Here is a 16,452-nt window from a genome sequence, read left to right as displayed (position 1 = left end):
GCGAGTGCGGCAATCGGCGTTGCCCGCCTCATGCATAAAAAAGTTGCGGCAAGGATGCAGATTGCCAACATTGCCCCATAGGACAGCAGGGCTATCGCATATGGCACCATGCCTATCTTATTCGTCACCCTGAACTTGGTTCAGGGTCCATTTCGCCAGCCCATGCCGTTGTCTGCGACGATAAATGGATGCTGAAATAAATTCAGCATGACGTTTGGGGGTAACGCAACGTCATACGCGATAGCCCTGCATTGAGCAGGGAGACAGGCGATGCGGGTGATGGTGCTGGTGAAGGCGACGCCGGATAGCGAGACCGGCCTGTTTCCCGAACCCTGGACAAGTCAGATGATGGCGGCGATGGGCCGCTATAATGACGCATTGCGCGACGCTGGCATATTGATTGCCGCCGATGGGCTGACCCCCACATCGCAGGGCAAGCGTATCGCCTTCGACGGCGCGGATCGGGCCGTGATCGACGGTCCGTTCATGCCTAGTCGCGATCAGGTGACAGGCTTCTGGCTATGGGATGTCAGGGATATGGACGAGGCGGTTGCCTGGGCGAAGCGTTGCCCAAACCCGATGCCCGGACCCAGCGAAATCGAAATCCGGCCCCTTCATGAATGACCGTCCAACAAAAAGGGGCGCTGTCGAGCGCCCCTTCTGCCGACCGTGCCACGCCGGGCCGGTCCTTTCATATGCGGTGATCAGCCGGCCTTTTCGGCCAGGACCGTCAGGCCCTTTTCATTGACCTCGGCAAAGCCGCCTTCCACCGGGATGATTTCGGGCGCGGCCCCTGCGGTCGCATAGATCTGGATGCTACCGTCGCGTACGGTCGACATGAAGGGCGCATGTCCCTCCAGCACGCCGAAGTCGCCATCGGTGCCGGGCACCACGACCTGATAGACCTCTTCCGACCGGAAGAGCTTTTCGGGGGTCACGAGTTCAAAATGCAGTGCCATGTTCGTTTCCTTAGCCCCTCCCTTTCAAGGGAGGGGATGCAACAGGTCGCTTAAGCCGCTTCGGCGGCCAGCTTCTTAGCCTTTTCAATGGCTTCGTCGATGCCGCCGACCATGTAGAAGGCGTTTTCGGGCAGATGGTCATATTCGCCATCGACCACGGCCTTGAACGACTTAACCGTGTCCTCGATCTGGACGAACTTGCCGCTGATGCCGGTAAAGACTTCGGCGACGTGGAACGGCTGCGACAGGAACTTCTGGATCTTGCGCGCGCGGGCGACGGTCAGCTTATCTTCTTCCGACAGTTCGTCCATGCCCAGAATGGCGATGATGTCCTGCAGCGACTTGTACTTCTGCAGGATCGACTGGACGGCGCGGGCGGTGTCATAATGTTCCTGACCCACGGTGCGCGGTTCCAGAACGCGGCTGGTGGAGTCGAGCGGATCGACCGCCGGATAGATGCCCAGTTCCGAAATGGCGCGGTTGAGAACGGTCGTCGCGTCCAAGTGCGCGAACGACGTCGCAGGCGCGGGATCGGTCAAGTCGTCCGCGGGGACGTACACGGCCTGCACCGAGGTGATGGACCCCTTGTTGGTGGAGGTGATGCGTTCCTGCAGCGCGCCCATGTCGGTCGACAGGGTAGGCTGATAGCCCACGGCCGAAGGAATACGGCCGAGCAGAGCGGACACTTCCGCGCCTGCCTGGGTGAAGCGGAAGATATTGTCGACGAAGAACAGCACGTCCTGATTTTCGACGTCGCGGAAATATTCAGCGATGGTCAGGCCCGACAGCGCAACGCGGGCACGGGCGCCCGGCGGTTCGTTCATCTGGCCATAAACCAGCGCAACCTTGGACCCTTCGGTGATGGCGTTGCCATCGGCATCCTTGGCGATGACGCCCGCGTCCAGGAATTCGTGGTACAGGTCGTTACCTTCGCGGGTACGTTCACCAACGCCCGCGAAAACCGACGTACCGCCATGGCCCTTGGCGATGTTGTTGATCAGTTCCTGAATAAGAACCGTCTTGCCCACGCCCGCGCCGCCGAACAGGCCGATCTTGCCGCCCTTGGCATAGGGGGCGAGAAGGTCGATGACCTTGATGCCGGTGACCAGGATCGCGCTTTCGGTCGACTGGTCGACAAATTCGGGAGCCTTGGCATGGATGGGCGAACGCAGTTCGGTCGCGACCGGGCCGCGCTCGTCAATGGGTTCGCCAACGACGTTCAGGATGCGGCCGAGCGTGGCGGGGCCGACGGGGACGCTGATCTGCGCGCCGGTGTCGGTCACTTCCTGGCCGCGGGTCAGGCCCTCGGTCGAGTCCATCGCGATGGTGCGGACGGTGTTTTCGCCCAGATGCTGGGCGACTTCCAGAACAAGGCGCTGGCCGTTGTTGCTGGTTTCCAGTGCCGACAGGATCGACGGGAGCGCATCAGGGAAGGTCACGTCGACGACGGCGCCGATGACCTGCGAAATGCGGCCTACATTGTTGGTGGTTGCCATGACTGCTTCCTTGCGTGCGTGTGCTTAGAGGGCTTCAGCGCCCGAAATGATTTCAACGAGTTCGGTGGTGATCGCGGCCTGACGGCTGCGGTTATACTGGATCGTCAGCTTGTTGATCAGGTCGCCGGCGTTGCGCGTGGCATTGTCCATCGCGGTCATCGACGCGCCCTGTTCGGATGCGTTGTTTTCCAGCAGCGCCTTGAACAGCTGGATCGCGACGTTGCGCGGCAGCAGGTCGTCCAGGATCGCTTCCTCGCTCGGTTCATATTCGACCGTCGCGGCGATGGCGTTGCGGTCGGCGTCGGCGGGAATCTTGACGGGAATGATCTGCTGTTCGGTCGGGATCTGCGCCAGCGCCGACTTGAAGCGCGCATAGAAGAGATGCGCGACGTCGAACTTGCCGTTCAGATACATGTCGGTCAGCTCGCCAGCGATGGCGTGCGCCTGATCATAGCCGGGCTGCTTGGCGCCAGTCGTGTCATACTGGGCGACGATCTGGCCGGGATACATGCGGTTGATCACCGGACGGCCCTTGCGACCGATCAGGTAGAATTTCACCGTCTTGCCCTGCTGGATCAGCTCGTCCGCCTTGGCGCGGGCGGCCTTGACGATGTTGGCGTTGAACGCGCCGGCCAGGCCACGGTCGGAGTTGGCGACGACCAGCAGATGCACGTCATCCTTGCCGGTGCCCGCCAGCAGCGGCGATGCGCCTTCGCCCGAACCGCCCGCGATTTTCGAGGCGAGGGAGGCGACGACGGCTTCCAGGCGGCTGCTATAGGGGCGCGCGGCTTCCGCTGCGGCCTGCGCCTTGCGCAGCTTCGCGGCGGCGACCATCTGCTTCGCCTTGGTGATCTTCTGGGTCGATTTGACCGACCCGATGCGGATCTTCAGTTCCTTGAGGCTTGCCATCTCAATCCCGAATTCAGTGTAGGGAGGCCGCCGGTCGCCCGGCGGCCTTCATCAAATCACTTAGGCGCCAGACTTAAGCAAAAGTCTTGCCGAAGCTGTCGAGCGCGGCCTTGAGCTTGCCCTTGGCTTCGTCGCCCAGATCCTTGGTGTCGCGGATCATGGTCAGCACGTCGGCATGATCGTGGCGCAGATAGGCCAGCATCAATTCTTCGTAGCGGGTCACGTCCTTGACAGCGACGCTGTCCAGATAGCCGTTGGTGCCAGCGAAGATCGACGCGGTCTGTTCCTCGAACGGCAGCGGCGAGAATTGCGCTTGCTTGAGCAGTTCGGTCAGGCGCGCGCCGCGGTTCAGCAGCTTCTGGGTCGATGCGTCGAGGTCCGAACCGCACTGGGCGAAGGCCGCCATTTCGCGATACTGGGCCAGTTCCAGCTTGATTGAGCCGGACACCTTCTTCATCGCCTTGGTCTGCGCGGCGGAACCGACGCGCGACACCGACAGGCCGACGTTGATGGCCGGACGGATGCCCTGGTAGAAGAGGTTGGTTTCCAGGAAGATCTGGCCGTCCGTGATCGAGATCACGTTGGTCGGGATGTAGGCCGACACGTCGCCTGCCTGCGTTTCGATGATCGGCAGCGCGGTCAGCGAGCCAGACCCGTTGTCGCTGTTCATCTTGGCCGCGCGCTCCAGCAGGCGGCTGTGCAGATAGAACACGTCGCCCGGATAGGCTTCACGGCCCGGAGGACGGCGCAGCAGCAGCGACATCTGGCGATAGGCGACGGCCTGCTTCGACAGATCGTCATAGACGATGACGGCGTGCATGCCGTTGTCGCGGAAATATTCGCCCATGGTCACGCCGGTATAGGGGGCGAGATACTGGAGCGGAGCGGGCTCCGAAGCGGTCGCGGCGACGACGATCGAATATTCCATCGCGCCATTTTCTTCGAGCTGCTTGACGATCTGGGCAACGGTCGAGCGCTTCTGGCCTACCGCGACATAGATGCAGTAGAGCTTCTTGCTCTCGTCATCGCCCGCATTGGCGGCCTTCTGGTTGATGAAGGTGTCGATCGCCACGGCGGTCTTGCCGGTCTGGCGGTCGCCGATGATCAGTTCGCGCTGGCCACGGCCGACGGGGACGAGCGTGTCGATGGCCTTGAGGCCGGTCTGCACGGGTTCGTGAACCGAGGTGCGCGGGATGATGCCGGGCGCCTTGCGCTCGACGCGCATGCGCTGGTCGGACACGATCGGGCCCTTGCCGTCGATCGGGTTGCCAAGGCCGTCCACGACGCGGCCCAGCAGGCCCTTGCCGACGGGGACGTCGACGATGGTGCCGGTGCGCTTGACGGTGTCGCCTTCCTTGATCTCGCTGTCGGACCCGAAGATCACGACACCGACATTGTCGGCTTCCAGGTTCAGCGCCATGCCCTGAATGCCGTTGGCAAACTCGACCATTTCGCCCGCCTGGACATTGTCGAGGCCATGGACGCGGGCGATGCCGTCACCCACGGTCAGCACGGAACCGACTTCGCTAACCTGCGCTTCGGTGCCGAAATTGGCGATCTGGTCCTTGATGACCTTCGAAATTTCTGCGGCGTTGATATCCATGTTCAGCCTTTCATCGCCATGGCGAGACTATTCAAACGGGTACGAATGGAGCTGTCGATCATCTGGCTGCCGATCTTGACGACCAGCCCGCCCAGGATCGCGGGGTCGACCTTCGCATCGATGGCGACGTCGCGGCCGACGCGGGCGCGCAGGCTTTTGCCGAGCGCGGTGATCTGCGTCTTGGTCAGCGGGTGCGCGCTCGTCACTTCGGCGCGGGCCTCGCCCTTGTGATTCGACAGCAGGGTTTCATAGGCGCGGATGACGGCGGGAAGCTGGCCAAGCCGGCGGTTCCCGGCAAGCACGCCCAGAAATTTCGTGGTCAGGGGATCGATCCCCATGGAGGATGCGACGGCGGCGATCGTCTTTCCAGACGCATCGCGGCTCAGCACCGGGCTGTTGATAAGCGCTTTGAAATCAGGCGATTGGGCAATCGCACCCTTCAACGCGGCAAGGCTGTCCGCCACGGTGTCGAGCGATTGGCCATCGCGCGCCAGATCGAACAGCGCAACCGCGTAGCGGCCGCTGAGGCTGGCCTGTATACCGCCGGTAGTCTCCACGCGCTTACCGTCCTCCATTTGATGTGCCGGTCATGCAAAGAGGGGGGAGCAGTTACGCCCGTCCCCCTTGTTGTGGGGCCGGTTAGCAGCGCGATTATGACTATGCAAGTCATGCTGCGCGATTCCGGCAATAGTGCGAAACCGCTGGCATTTGACTGAGTTTTTTCGCGGCGCCGAATCGGTTATTGCGCCGGATCGACCGGGGCAAGCCGACCTTTCTGGCAATGATAGACAATCCGTTCGTTGGGCTGGGCCGGGACGATGGCCGCAATATGCGATTGCAGCGCGGCAATCCGGGCCAGAGCTTCGGGATTGCTGCCACAGGCGGGAATCGGCTTGTCCCCCACCAGCGCGCGCGCCTTGGCCATGGTGTCGGCATCGGGCAGCCAGCGGTCGACGCGCAGCACGCCATTGACGGGATCAAAGCGGCCGGAGGCGAGATAATGGCCCTCCGCCGGGATCGTCACCCGCTGCCATCCGGTGCCGCTGGCAACATATTGGGTGTCGCCATTGACGCAGCCGCCCTCCGCCCAGTTGAAGGCGATGTCATCGGGTTGCGACAGGGTCAGGCGGCTGCGCGCCATGTCCACCTTGCAGATATTGTCGCCCGCCCAGGCAAAGGCGGTATTGCTGACCACGCCCCCATCCTGCGCCACGGCGACCTTTTCGTCGATGCTGGCGAAACTGGGTCGGAAGAAGAACACCCCCGCCGCCCCGAACAGCAGCAGCCCGCCGATCGCCAGCGACCATGTCGCATGCTTCTCCCGCTTCTGACTGTAGAACAGCCCGCCAGCGCCCAGCGCCAGCACGGCCACGGCCAACAGTACGGCTGCCCCGGCCATCGCGTTTTCGCGCGCGGAAATCACCTCCCGCTCGGCAGCGTCGCGAGCGCGGTCCATTGCCTGCTGACGCGCGCTGTCGCTGGCGCGCAGCTTTTGCTCGCTCATCGCCGATTCGCGCTGGAGGATCGCGGCCTCGGCCGAATCGGCGTCGGCAAAGGAACGGCACGGCACGAAAGTATGGCGCGACGATACGCCCGCCTGCCGCAGGAAGGAGGCGATTTCTCGCCAGGATACGGCAAAGCCGAATTCGGCGTCGCTGCCATCCGATACCGATCCGAAGCTGTTGACCCCCAGCACTCGACCACAATCATCGACCAATGGCCCGCCGCTGTTTCCAGCCGCCAAGGGCGCCGTGTGCAGCAGCGTGTCGAAGCTGCGGCTCGCGCGGCCGGCGGACACATTGCCGCTGGTTTTGACGGTCGCCACTGGTTCGACCATCTGCTTGAGGCCCAGCCCCTGCGCCCGGTCGACCGTACCGGGATAGCCGATCGCGGTGACATGCTGGCCGTCGGTCACGGCGCCGGCGTAGAAAGTGCTGACCGGCAGGCTGCCCTGTTCCAGCTGGATCAGGGCCAGGTCGTTGCCGGGCGAAAAGGCGATGATGCGCCCGCCATAGCTGTTGGTGCCTTCGGACGGGATGACGCCGATGACGAGATTTTTCTCTTCCCGCGCCAGTTCCACGACATGGGCGTTGGTCAATATCTTGTCGGGCGCGACCGCCAGGCCGCTGCCATGGCCGACAAAATAGGCTTCGCTGCCATCGGTCGCGACCAGCACGACGCGCACCACCCCGCGCGCGGCAGCGGCGATGTCCTGCTGTTCGGCGCGGGAGACCGTCGGCGCGGCAAGGGCGAGCGCCAGAAGCATGAAGCGGAAAAGAGCGACCATAGGCGCGCATACATATGCGAAGGCGGGCGTTGCGCAATCGGGAAAAGTGCGTGGTTTTTTTGAGCGCAAGCCGCGGGAAGCATGGCCAGCGCTTTCGCTATATCCCATAATGTATGAACCAGATGACCCGCCTGTCCACGCCCGCGCCCTCCATGCCCGATCCCGACCAGTGCTGGGCGGCGGTCTTGCGGCGCGACCGGACGATGGACGGGCGCTTTGTCAGTTGCGTCGCGACCACCGGCATTTATTGCAAGCCCAGTTGTCCCGCGCGGCACCCCAGGCGGAAGAATATGACCTTCCTGCCCGATCCTGCAGCGGCGCGTGCAGCGGGCTTCCGCGCCTGCCTGCGCTGCCGCCCGGACGAAACGGGGCGGGACCGGCAGGCGGTGGCCGCCGCGATCGCACTGATCGAAGCGGCGGAGGATGCCCCCCGGCTGGAGGCGATCGGGGCCCATGTCGGCTATGCCCCGCATCATTTCCATCGCCTGTTCAAGCGCGATACCGGGCAGACCCCCGCCGCCTATGCCCGTACGCTGCGGGCCGACCGGCTGAAGACCGCGCTGGACGCGGGCGCCAGCGTGACGGCGGCCATTTACGAGGCGGGCTATGGTGCGCCCAGCCGCGCCTATGCCGACGCGGCAACCCATCTGGGCATGACGCCCAGCGCCTGGCGCGCGGGCGGGCGCGGCGTCACGATTCGCTGGTGCACCATCGCCAGCAGCCTTGGCCCGATGCTGGTCGCAGCGACCGACAAGGGGCTGTGCCGGATCAGCTTCGATGAGGGCGAGGCGGCGCTGCGCGACCGCTTCCCGCAGGCGGACCTGCGCCCCGCCGACGCTGCTCTGGATCGGCTCGCCGCTGCCGTCGTGGCGCTGGTGGATGATCCGACCGGCGCGCCGGACCTGCCGGTCGATGTTGGCGGCACCGCCTTCCAGCAGGCGGTATGGTCCGCCCTGCGCGCGATACCTGCCGGGCAGACCCGCAGCTATGGCCAGATCGCCGCCGCCATCGGCCGCCCCGGCGCCGTCCGAGCGGCTGGCACCGCCTGCGGCGACAATGCGCTCGCCGTCCTCATCCCCTGTCACCGCGTCCTGCGCAGCGACGGCACGGCGGGCGGCTACGCCTGGGGCGTGGAGCGGAAACGGGCGCTGCTCGCGCGAGAAAAGCGCAAATAGCGGATCAGATTGCACTTTCCAATCGGTCCGGCCTCCGCCACTCTGGAGACCGGTCTTTGGGTGAAATATAACGATGCGGATGTGGGCGGCCCTGTTGCTGGGCATCGGATGGATGATGGCGTTGCCCGGCACGGCGCAGGCGGCATGGTGGCAGGCGAAAAGCCGTCACTTTACCGTTTACAGCGAAGGCAATGACGAAAAACTGCGCGGCCTGGCCGAACGGTTGGAGAAGTTCGATTTTCTGCTGCGGCGGCTCCATGATGTGACTGATCCCGAACAGGGTAGCCCGGTGCAGGTCTATCTGCTTTCCAACGACAGGAAGGTGCAGAAACTCGCGAGCAATCCCAACATCGGCGGCTTTTACACGACATCGAATCGCAGCGCCTTTGCGGTGCTGGCGCGCGGCGAAAAGACCGGAAAATTTGATTTCGGCGCGGAAGAAATCCTCTTCCACGAATATACGCATCATTTCATGCTGCATCACTTTCCGGCTGCCTATCCCGCCTGGTATGTCGAGGGATTTGCCGAGTTTTTCTCTGTCGTGAAATTTCCCAAGAGCGGCGCGATCGAGTTCGGCCATGTGCCCATGGCGCGGTTGCCCGGACTGGTGCTGGGCCAACCCTATCCGCTCGAATATCTGTTCGCCCGTGACACGGGCGATCTCAGCCGACGTGACGGGGACCGTTATTATGGCACCGCCTGGCTGCTCACCCACTTCTATCAATATAACAAGACGCAGCGTGGCAAGGAGATCGCCAGTTATTTGGCGGATTTGGTCAGGGGCGTTCCAGACCGTTCGCCCGACAGCTATTTTGAAGGTGGGCTTGCAGGTCTGGAAAAGGACCTCAGGGCCTATATGCGCCACCGTCTGTCAGCCTCATCGCTCAAATCCAATGAAATGAAGATTGGCGAGATTGTCGTCAGCCCTGTCGATCCGGCGCAGGGCGCGTTGGTCGAGGATGAACTGCGGCTCATCAATCACCCGAAGGCCGACGAACTACCCGCTATCGTCACCGCCATTCGCGCGACCGCCGCCCAATTCCAAGATTCTGCCTATGCGGCTGCCCTGTTGGCGGAAGCGGAATGGGCCGCTGAGGAGAAGGACGCCGCGTTGGCGGACGCGGACCGGGCGATCGCGATGGATGCCCGGTCATCGCGTGCCCATGCGGTTCGCGCGCAGGTTTTGCTGGAGCGCGCGCATGACAGCGACAAGGCGGACGACTGGAAGGCGGCGCTGACCGCCATCGTTCGCGCCAACCGCGCCGACACGGAGGACCCCGTGCCGCTGGCGCTATTCTACCGCTATCACGCAATGCGAGGCGACAAGATGCCCGATCTTGGCTATGATGGGCTCTACAAGGCCTTCACCCTGTTGCCGCAAAGTCCTGACTATCGCTTCAATGTCGTCCGCGCAATGGCGGCGCGGGGCGACTATGCCACAGCTTCCCTGCTGCTCGATCCTATCGCCTATTCGCCCCATGCGTCTAACATGCGCGAAGCGGCGATCAGGTTGAAGGCGGAACTGGACGGCCAGGCGGCCCAGACGTCGGCAGAGAAGGCGAAGAAAACGGGAAATCCCGCACCCGCGCCATGACGGCGGCGCGGGCTTCGTCGCCCATGCTGCGCCAATGGACGATTTCGTCGATCGTCCGTCCGCAACCAGTGCAGATCCGCGCTGCGTCCAGCGCGCAGAGGTTGCGGCATGGGCTGGCAATAGGCGTGTCCATCACATGAAACTGTAGGGATCGACATCCACGGCGACGCGGGTGCTGGATTTCCACACGATATTGCCCAGCCATTCGCGAATCGCTGCCTGTATGTCGACCTGCCGCGTTGCGTGGATGAGCAGCCGGTGGCGATGCCGTCCGCGCAGGACGGAGAGCGGCGCAGGGGCGGGGCCATAGACGCGCATCCCCTCTATCAGCGGCGCGGATTTGCCGATAAGGCGCGCGACCTGCGCTGCTTCGTCGGCATCCTCGCTTGAAATGATGATCGCGGCGAAGCGGCCGAAGGGCGGGGCGTTGGCGCGCCGTCGATTTTCGGTCTCGACCGCGTAGAAGCGCTCGGTATCGCCCTCGATCAGCGTCTTGATGACCTCGCCTTCGGGCATCCGGGTCTGGATGAACACGCGGCCCGGCTTTTGTCCCCGTCCGGCGCGCCCGGCCACCTGCATGATCTGCTGAAAGGTGCGCTCCGACGCGCGCAGGTCGCCGCCCTCCAGCCCCAGATCGGCGTCGATCACCCCCACCAATGTCAGATTGGGGAAATGATAGCCTTTGGTCACCAACTGGGTGCCCACGATGATGTCGATGTCGCCCGCCTCCACCGATTTGACGAAATCGGCGACCCTGGCTGGTGAAAATAACGTGTCGGATGTGACGATGGCCGTGCGCGCCTGCGGCCATAGCGCCTTCACCTCGTCAGCGATCCGCTCCACCCCCGGCCCGCAGGCGACCAGCGAATCCTCCTCCTTGCATTCCGGGCAGAAGCGGGGCGCGGGAACGACATGGCCGCAATGATGGCAGGCCAGCCGATGTGTCAGCCGATGTTCGACCATCCAGGCGGTGCAATTGGGGCATTGGAAGCGATAGCCGCAATGGCGGCAGAGAGTCAGCGGGGCATAGCCGCGCCGGTTGAGGAACAACAGGCTCTGTTCGCCCTTGGCCATCACCTCGTCGATGGCCTTGACCAGAGGCGGCGCGATCCAGCGACCGCGTTCGGGCGGATCGGTCAGCAGGTTGATCCCCTCGATCTGCGGCATTTCCGCCCCGCCATAGCGGGATGGCAATTTGATTTCGCGATAGCGGCCCAGTTCGACCTGATGCCGCGTTTCGATCGCGGGGGTGGCGGACGCCAGGATGACCGGGAATTTCTCGATCAGGCCGCGCATCACTGCCACGTCGCGGGCGTGATAATGGACGCCATCCTCCTGCTTGAAACTCGCCTCATGCGCTTCATCGACGACGATCAGGCCGAGCTTCGGATAGGGCAGGAACAGCGCAGAACGCGCGCCGACGACGACCTGCGCCTGCCCGCTGGCAATCGCCCGCCACGCCCGCCGCCGCTCGGTCTGGCGCAGGCCGCTATGCCAGTTGACCGGAATCGTGCCGAACCGGGCCTCGAACCGTTCCAGAAACGGCTCGGTCAGCGCGATTTCGGGCAGCAGGACCAGCACCTGGGCGTCGGCCCGAATGGCAGCGGCGATCGCCTCGAAATAGACTTCGGTCTTGCCCGATCCGGTCACACCGTCGAGCAGGAAGGGCGCAAATTCATGGTCGCGCACGGCGTTCGCCATCGTCATGGCCGCGTCCGCCTGTGCCGCTGACAGGGTGGGCGGGGCATGGTCCGGGTCGGGCGCGGGGAAGGGTGTATCGACGCTGACTTCGATGGCGTCGAAAATATCCTGCTTGATGAGGCCGCGAATCACCGCGTCGCTCACCCCGCCGATCAGCGCCAGTTCGCGCACCAGCCCCTGCCGCTCGCCGATCCGCGCCAGCGCCTGGGCGCGCTGATCGGTCATGCGATCGGGCTGACGGCCATTGGCCTTATATTCGATGACGGTGCGCGTGCCTTCCAGCGCTGCCATCGACGCCAGCGCCATGCGCAGCACGGCGGCAGGGGGCGACAGATAATAGTCCGCCGTCCATTCGATCAGCCGCCGCAGCGTTTCTGGCAAAGGCGGGGCGTCCACCAGCTCGATCAGGTTGCGCAGCCGGTTGTCGCCCACGCTCTCGACATCGGGGAAACTATCCTCCTCCCACACCACGCCGACCAGCTGGCGGGGGCCAAGCGGCGCGACGACGATGCTGCCGGGCTTCACGTTCATGCCGTGCGGCACGCGATAGTCGAGCGGCCCCAGGGCAGCGTTGAGCAGGAGGACACGGGCGCGGGACATGCCCCGTCCTTAGCGCCTGACGCCCGACAGGCAAATGCCGCCTGCTATATCCGCCAGCTCAATGTCAGCCAGGGTATATGGGCGACGACATCTGGCCGGGCCTCGCGAAAAGTCTGCTGCCGCATGTAGAGCAGTTGCGCATCGAGGTTCTTGCCGATCGGGTGGCGCAGGCCGATCTGTTGCCGCATCACGGCAAGGCCGGTCCTGTCGCTGGGCCGGGCGCGATTGAGGTGAAAGAAGAATTCCGTCACCGCGACCATGGTCCACTGTTTCGCCCGGTCCAGCGGTACGCTGGCCTGGAGCCGCTGGCGCAGGCGCCAGCTGGCGGTATCGACATTGTCGAAGAAGCGCTCCTCCATGCGGGTGCGGGCTTGCCAGATACCCTTGCTGAGCGTCACCTGCTGATGAAAGCGCAGTTCCTGGTCGACCTCGCTCTTGAGATAGGCGATGGCGCCGCCCACTTGCACCGCAGGGCTGATGCGATGGTCCAATGCGATCCGCGCCAGAAACTGCTCGCCGCCGCTGCCAGTGTCGGACCGCGCGCGCTGGCTTGCATCAATGGTGACCAGATCGTCTTTGCTGGCGTGGATCGTCGCCATTTCCGTGATCCACATTTGCGATTCCTGGGTCGCGGCTAGCGCGGGAGAGAGCATCGCGATGACCGGCAGGACGCCTGCCAGCAGGCTAAGGGGCAAATGGCGGCGCATCTTTGGTCCTTTGGCAAGGTGCGCGCCCTATAATCGCAGTGGCGGGACGACACAATCACCCGATCCGACATGGCCAATCCCGCCGCCAGCCGCTAAAGGGACCGGATTCGCCCATCCCCGGAGCCGCATTCCATGAAATTCTTTGTCGATACCGCCGACACCGCCGAAATCCGTGATCTCGCCGCCACCGGCCTGCTCGATGGCGTGACCACCAACCCGTCGCTGATCCACAAATCGGGCCGCAAGTTCCTGGAAGTGGTCGAGGAAATTTGCGGGCTGGTCGAAGGCCCCGTTTCCGCCGAAGTCGTCGCGCTCGATCATGAGACGATGATGAAGGAAGCCGCCGTCCTGCGGAAGATCGCGCCCAATGTCTGCATCAAGGTGCCGTTGACCATCGACAGCCTCAAAACCTGCAAGGCGCTGACCGACGATGGCGTGCTGGTCAACGTCACGCTGTGCTTTTCCGCCAATCAGGCGCTGCTCGCGGCCAAGGCGGGCGCCAGCTTCATCTCGCCCTTTGTCGGTCGGCATGACGATAACGGCTTTGACGGCATGGCCCTCATTCAGGACATCCGCCTGATCTACGACAATTATGGGTTCGATACCGAAATTCTGGTCGCTTCGGTCCGCCACCCCATCCATGTGCTGGAAAGCGCCCGCATCGGCGCCGACGTCATGACCGCGCCGCCCGCGGTCATCAAGGCGCTGTTCAACCATGTCCTGACCGACAAGGGCATTGCAGGCTTCCTGGCCGACTGGGAAAAGACCGGCCAGACCATCCTCTGATCCAGGATCGCCGGGCGCGTTAGACGACGCGCCCGGCGCTGATCGTCCTTCTATGATGGATGGTGACCCCGGCAGGACTTGAACCTGCGACCATCCGCTTAGAAGGCGGATGCTCTATCCAGCTGAGCTACGGGGCCATGCTTCGCCCCGATAGCGGCGCGCGCGGCAGCTTGCAATCACCGGCCTGTGCGATATGCACGGCTGCATGATCGACGGGGCCGTTCAGAAAATCGATGCCGATGCGCTGGGCGGTCGCCCGTTGCGCTATTTCGACTTTGTGATGGCGGCCTTCGTCGTCATCCTGCTTCTGTCCAACCTGATCGGCGCGGCCAAGCTGTCGACGCTGGGCGGCGTCACCTTTGGTGCGGGCATCCTGTTTTTTCCGCTGGGCTATGTCATCGGCGACGTGCTGACCGAAGTCTATGGCTATGCCCGCGCGCGGCGCTGCGTCTGGGCCGGCTTTGTCGCGATGCTGTTCATGGCGCTGATGAGCTGGGTGGTGGTCGCGCTGCCGCCAGCGCCCGGCTGGCCGGGGCAGGACGCCTATGAATCGGTGTTCGGCAATACCTGGCGCATCGTGTTCGCTTCCCTCATCGCCTTCTGGGCCGGGGAATTTGCCAACAGCTTCGTCCTGGCCCGCATGAAGGTGCTGACGCAAGGGCGGCACCTTTGGATGCGAACGATCGGGTCGACGGTCGTGGGGCAGGGCGTGGACAGCCTGCTCTTCTATCCGCTCGCCTTTTACGGACAGTGGAGCAATGCGCAGGTGCTGACCGTCATGGTCACCAACTGGGCGATGAAGGTCGGCTGGGAAGCATTGCTGACGCCCATCACTTATGGCGTGGTCAATATGCTCAAGCGGCGCGAAGGGCTGGACGTCTATGATCAGGGCACCAATTTCACGCCGTTCCGCGCCCGGCTTTAAGCCGGATAATCGGCCCGCACGAAATAGAGGCCATCTGGCGGCGCATTGAGCCCCAGCGCGGCACGGTTACGGGCCTCCAGCGCATCGCGCAGGTCATCGGCCGACCATCGCCCCATTCCCACCATCGCCAGGCAACCGACCATGGATCGCACCTGATGGTGCAGGAAAGACCGCGCCCCGGCATGGATCGCAATCCGGTCCCCCTCCCGCTCGACGCTTAGCCGGTCGAGCGTCTTGACCGGGCTGGCCGACTGGCAGTGGGCCGAGCGGAAGGTGGTGAAATCATGTAGCCCGACCAGCACTTGTGCCGCGTCATGCATTGCCCCGGCATCAAGCTGCGGCTTCACCTGCCAGGCGAGTCCCGCTTCGAAGGTCAGCGCCGCGCGGCGGTTGACGATGCGATAGACATAGGATCGGCCTATGCATGAAAAGCGCGCGTGCCAGTCGTCTGATACTTCTTCGCAACCCAATATCGCCACCGGCTGCCTTCCCAGCCGCGCGTTGATCGCCTCCATCAGGCGGAATGGCGTCATCGGCTTGGCCACATCGGCATGGGCGCGCATCGCCAGCCCGTGCACGCCGGCGTCGGTGCGCCCGGCGGCATGAACCACGACCCGCTCGCCCGTCACGGCATGGATCGCATCCTCGATCGCCTGCTGCACGCTCGGCCCATGCGCCTGCCGCTGCCATCCCATGAACGGCCGTCCGTCAAATTCGACGGTGAAGGCAAAACGGGTCATGGCTCAGGGGCGTTCGTGTCGAACATGGTCGAGATACGGGGGGCGCGCCATCTCACCCATCCACCCGGCTCCCGGCCGGCATATCGAACCCGCGCAGCATCTCATCCGGCGTCATCGCCGCCTTGCCCGCGCGCTGGATCAATGTCGGGCGGATCGCGCCATGGCCACACGCGATCAGCAGCGCGTCGTCCAGCAACGCGCCGGGCGCGCCATCCTCATGCTCGACCTGCGCCGTCAGGATGCGAAACCGCTCCCCGCCATATTCGAAAAAGGCACCGGGAAAAGGATTGAAGCCGCGAACCTGCCGCTCGATCTGAAGCGCGGGCCGGGTGAAGTCTATCCGCGCCTCCGCCTTGGCGATCTTGGCAGCATAGGTGACGCCCTCATCGGGTTGGGCCATTGGCGGATGCTGCGCGACATCGTCCAGCACCTCGACCATCAGGTCCGCGCCCGCCTGCGCCAGTTCGGCGGTCAGCGCGCCCGCCGTCTTGCCCTCTATCTTGGTCACATATTTGGCCCGCATCGGCCCGGTATCCAGGCCAGCCGCCATGTCCATGATCGTGACCCCGGTGACATTGTCGCCCGACAGGATCGCCCGCTGGATCGGCGCCGCCCCACGCCAACGCGGCAGCAATGATGCGTGGATGTTCATGCAGCCATGGCGCGGCGCATCCAATATGGCGCGCGGCAGGATAAGCCCATAGGCCGCGACCACCGCGACATCGGCATCGAGCGTCGCGAAGGCGGCCTGTACCGCCGCGTCCTTCAGCGATTCTGGCGTCCGAACCTCAATCCCCATCGCCTCGGCCCGTTGATGGACGGGGGAGGGGGTCAGGTTCTTGCCACGCCCGGCCGGACGGGGCGGCTGGCTATAGACCGCGACGATGTCGTGCCCCGCCTTTGCCAGTGCGTCGAGCGCGGGAACCGCGAAATCGGGAGTGCCCATGTAGATGATACGCATAGCGTCATC

At 64.0% G+C, this 16,452-nt stretch carries 16 protein-coding genes and 1 tRNA gene; 5 read left to right on the top strand and 12 right to left on the bottom strand.

Annotation, left to right across the window (positions count from 1 at the left end; translation table 11 throughout):
• Nucleotides 1–270 precede the first annotated feature (270 nt).
• Entirely contained in the window at nucleotides 271–624 is a 354-nt protein-coding gene (locus tag SX1_RS13210; RefSeq protein ID WP_019053372.1) for a YciI family protein, read from the top strand.
• 80 nt (nucleotides 625–704) lie between these two features.
• Here SX1_RS13210 and SX1_RS13205 read toward each other — a convergent pair whose 3' ends face one another.
• From SX1_RS13205 to SX1_RS13180, 6 genes are all read right to left on the bottom strand, one after another.
• Nucleotides 705–959: an ATP synthase F1 subunit epsilon gene (locus SX1_RS13205; RefSeq protein WP_017181577.1), complete on the bottom strand. Its 255-nt coding sequence runs from the start codon at nucleotides 957–959 to the stop codon at nucleotides 705–707.
• Nucleotides 960–1,009: 50 nt separating this feature from the next.
• Entirely contained in the window at nucleotides 1,010–2,455 is a 1,446-nt protein-coding gene (atpD, locus tag SX1_RS13200; protein WP_017181576.1) for a F0F1 ATP synthase subunit beta, read from the bottom strand.
• Between the two features lie 24 nt (nucleotides 2,456–2,479).
• Nucleotides 2,480–3,364 carry a F0F1 ATP synthase subunit gamma gene (locus SX1_RS13195; protein WP_019053371.1) on the bottom strand — a complete coding sequence of 295 codons (885 nt, stop codon included), beginning with the start codon at nucleotides 3,362–3,364 and terminating at the stop codon, nucleotides 2,480–2,482.
• Nucleotides 3,365–3,437: 73 nt separating this feature from the next.
• Entirely contained in the window at nucleotides 3,438–4,967 is a 1,530-nt protein-coding gene (gene atpA / locus SX1_RS13190) for a F0F1 ATP synthase subunit alpha (RefSeq protein WP_019053370.1), read from the bottom strand.
• Between the two features lie 2 nt (nucleotides 4,968–4,969).
• Nucleotides 4,970–5,524, bottom strand: a complete 555-nt coding sequence (locus SX1_RS13185) for a F0F1 ATP synthase subunit delta (RefSeq protein WP_026002122.1) — start codon at nucleotides 5,522–5,524, stop codon at nucleotides 4,970–4,972.
• Between the two features lie 182 nt (nucleotides 5,525–5,706).
• A complete protein-coding gene (locus tag SX1_RS13180) occupies nucleotides 5,707–7,254 on the bottom strand; it encodes a S1C family serine protease (protein ID WP_019053369.1) in 1,548 nt (515 codons plus the stop codon).
• Between the two features lie 113 nt (nucleotides 7,255–7,367).
• Here SX1_RS13180 and ada point away from each other — a divergent pair, with 113 nt between their 5' ends.
• Nucleotides 7,368–8,429 carry a bifunctional DNA-binding transcriptional regulator/O6-methylguanine-DNA methyltransferase Ada gene (gene ada, locus SX1_RS13175; protein WP_019053368.1) on the top strand — a complete coding sequence of 354 codons (1,062 nt, stop codon included), beginning with the start codon at nucleotides 7,368–7,370 and terminating at the stop codon, nucleotides 8,427–8,429.
• A gap of 73 nt (nucleotides 8,430–8,502) precedes the next feature.
• Nucleotides 8,503–10,023 carry a hypothetical protein gene (locus tag SX1_RS13170; protein ID WP_019053367.1) on the top strand — a complete coding sequence of 507 codons (1,521 nt, stop codon included), beginning with the start codon at nucleotides 8,503–8,505 and terminating at the stop codon, nucleotides 10,021–10,023.
• Here SX1_RS13170 and SX1_RS23810 read toward each other — a convergent pair.
• The 3 genes from SX1_RS23810 to SX1_RS13160 are packed head-to-tail and all read right to left on the bottom strand — an operon-like array spanning nucleotide 9,935 to nucleotide 13,031.
• Complete coding sequence (locus SX1_RS23810) at nucleotides 9,935–10,156, bottom strand: DUF1289 domain-containing protein (RefSeq protein WP_081609960.1); 222 nt, start codon at nucleotides 10,154–10,156, stop codon at nucleotides 9,935–9,937. The genes SX1_RS13170 and SX1_RS23810 overlap by 89 nt on opposite strands.
• Nucleotides 10,156–12,324 (bottom strand): primosomal protein N', encoded by a 2,169-nt coding sequence (locus SX1_RS13165; protein WP_019053366.1) that lies wholly within the window; start codon nucleotides 12,322–12,324, stop codon nucleotides 10,156–10,158. Before SX1_RS13165 ends, SX1_RS23810 begins: the two co-directional genes overlap by 1 nt.
• A 44-nt stretch (nucleotides 12,325–12,368) precedes the next feature.
• Nucleotides 12,369–13,031 (bottom strand): DUF2490 domain-containing protein, encoded by a 663-nt coding sequence (locus SX1_RS13160; protein ID WP_019053365.1) that lies wholly within the window; start codon nucleotides 13,029–13,031, stop codon nucleotides 12,369–12,371.
• A gap of 132 nt (nucleotides 13,032–13,163) precedes the next feature.
• Between SX1_RS13160 and fsa the strand changes: the two genes are divergently transcribed.
• On the top strand, nucleotides 13,164–13,817 hold the full coding sequence (gene fsa / locus SX1_RS13155; protein WP_019053364.1) for a fructose-6-phosphate aldolase: 654 nt from the start codon (nucleotides 13,164–13,166) through the stop codon (nucleotides 13,815–13,817).
• 60 nt (nucleotides 13,818–13,877) lie between these two features.
• Here the strand turns inward: fsa and SX1_RS13150 are convergent.
• Nucleotides 13,878–13,954: transfer RNA gene (locus SX1_RS13150), tRNA-Arg, on the bottom strand.
• Nucleotides 13,955–14,022: 68 nt separating this feature from the next.
• Between SX1_RS13150 and SX1_RS13145 the strand changes: the two genes are divergently transcribed.
• Nucleotides 14,023–14,742 (top strand): queuosine precursor transporter, encoded by a 720-nt coding sequence (locus tag SX1_RS13145; protein ID WP_019053363.1) that lies wholly within the window; start codon nucleotides 14,023–14,025, stop codon nucleotides 14,740–14,742.
• Here SX1_RS13145 and truA read toward each other — a convergent pair.
• Together truA and fmt are read right to left on the bottom strand one after the other, a co-directional pair.
• Nucleotides 14,739–15,482 (bottom strand): tRNA pseudouridine(38-40) synthase TruA, encoded by a 744-nt coding sequence (truA, locus tag SX1_RS13140; RefSeq protein WP_019053362.1) that lies wholly within the window; start codon nucleotides 15,480–15,482, stop codon nucleotides 14,739–14,741. The genes SX1_RS13145 and truA overlap by 4 nt on opposite strands.
• A gap of 52 nt (nucleotides 15,483–15,534) precedes the next feature.
• Nucleotides 15,535–16,443, bottom strand: coding sequence for a methionyl-tRNA formyltransferase (fmt, locus tag SX1_RS13135; RefSeq protein WP_019053361.1), 909 nt, complete (start codon nucleotides 16,441–16,443; stop codon nucleotides 15,535–15,537).
• Nucleotides 16,444–16,452: the final 9 nt, after the last annotated feature.

This window comes from Sphingobium xenophagum NBRC 107872, assembly GCF_000367345.1.
GTDB classification, from domain to species: Bacteria; Pseudomonadota; Alphaproteobacteria; order Sphingomonadales; family Sphingomonadaceae; genus Sphingobium; species Sphingobium xenophagum.
Note: the sequence above shows the minus strand (reverse complement) of the source record. Positions and strands in the feature narration are given on the sequence as shown.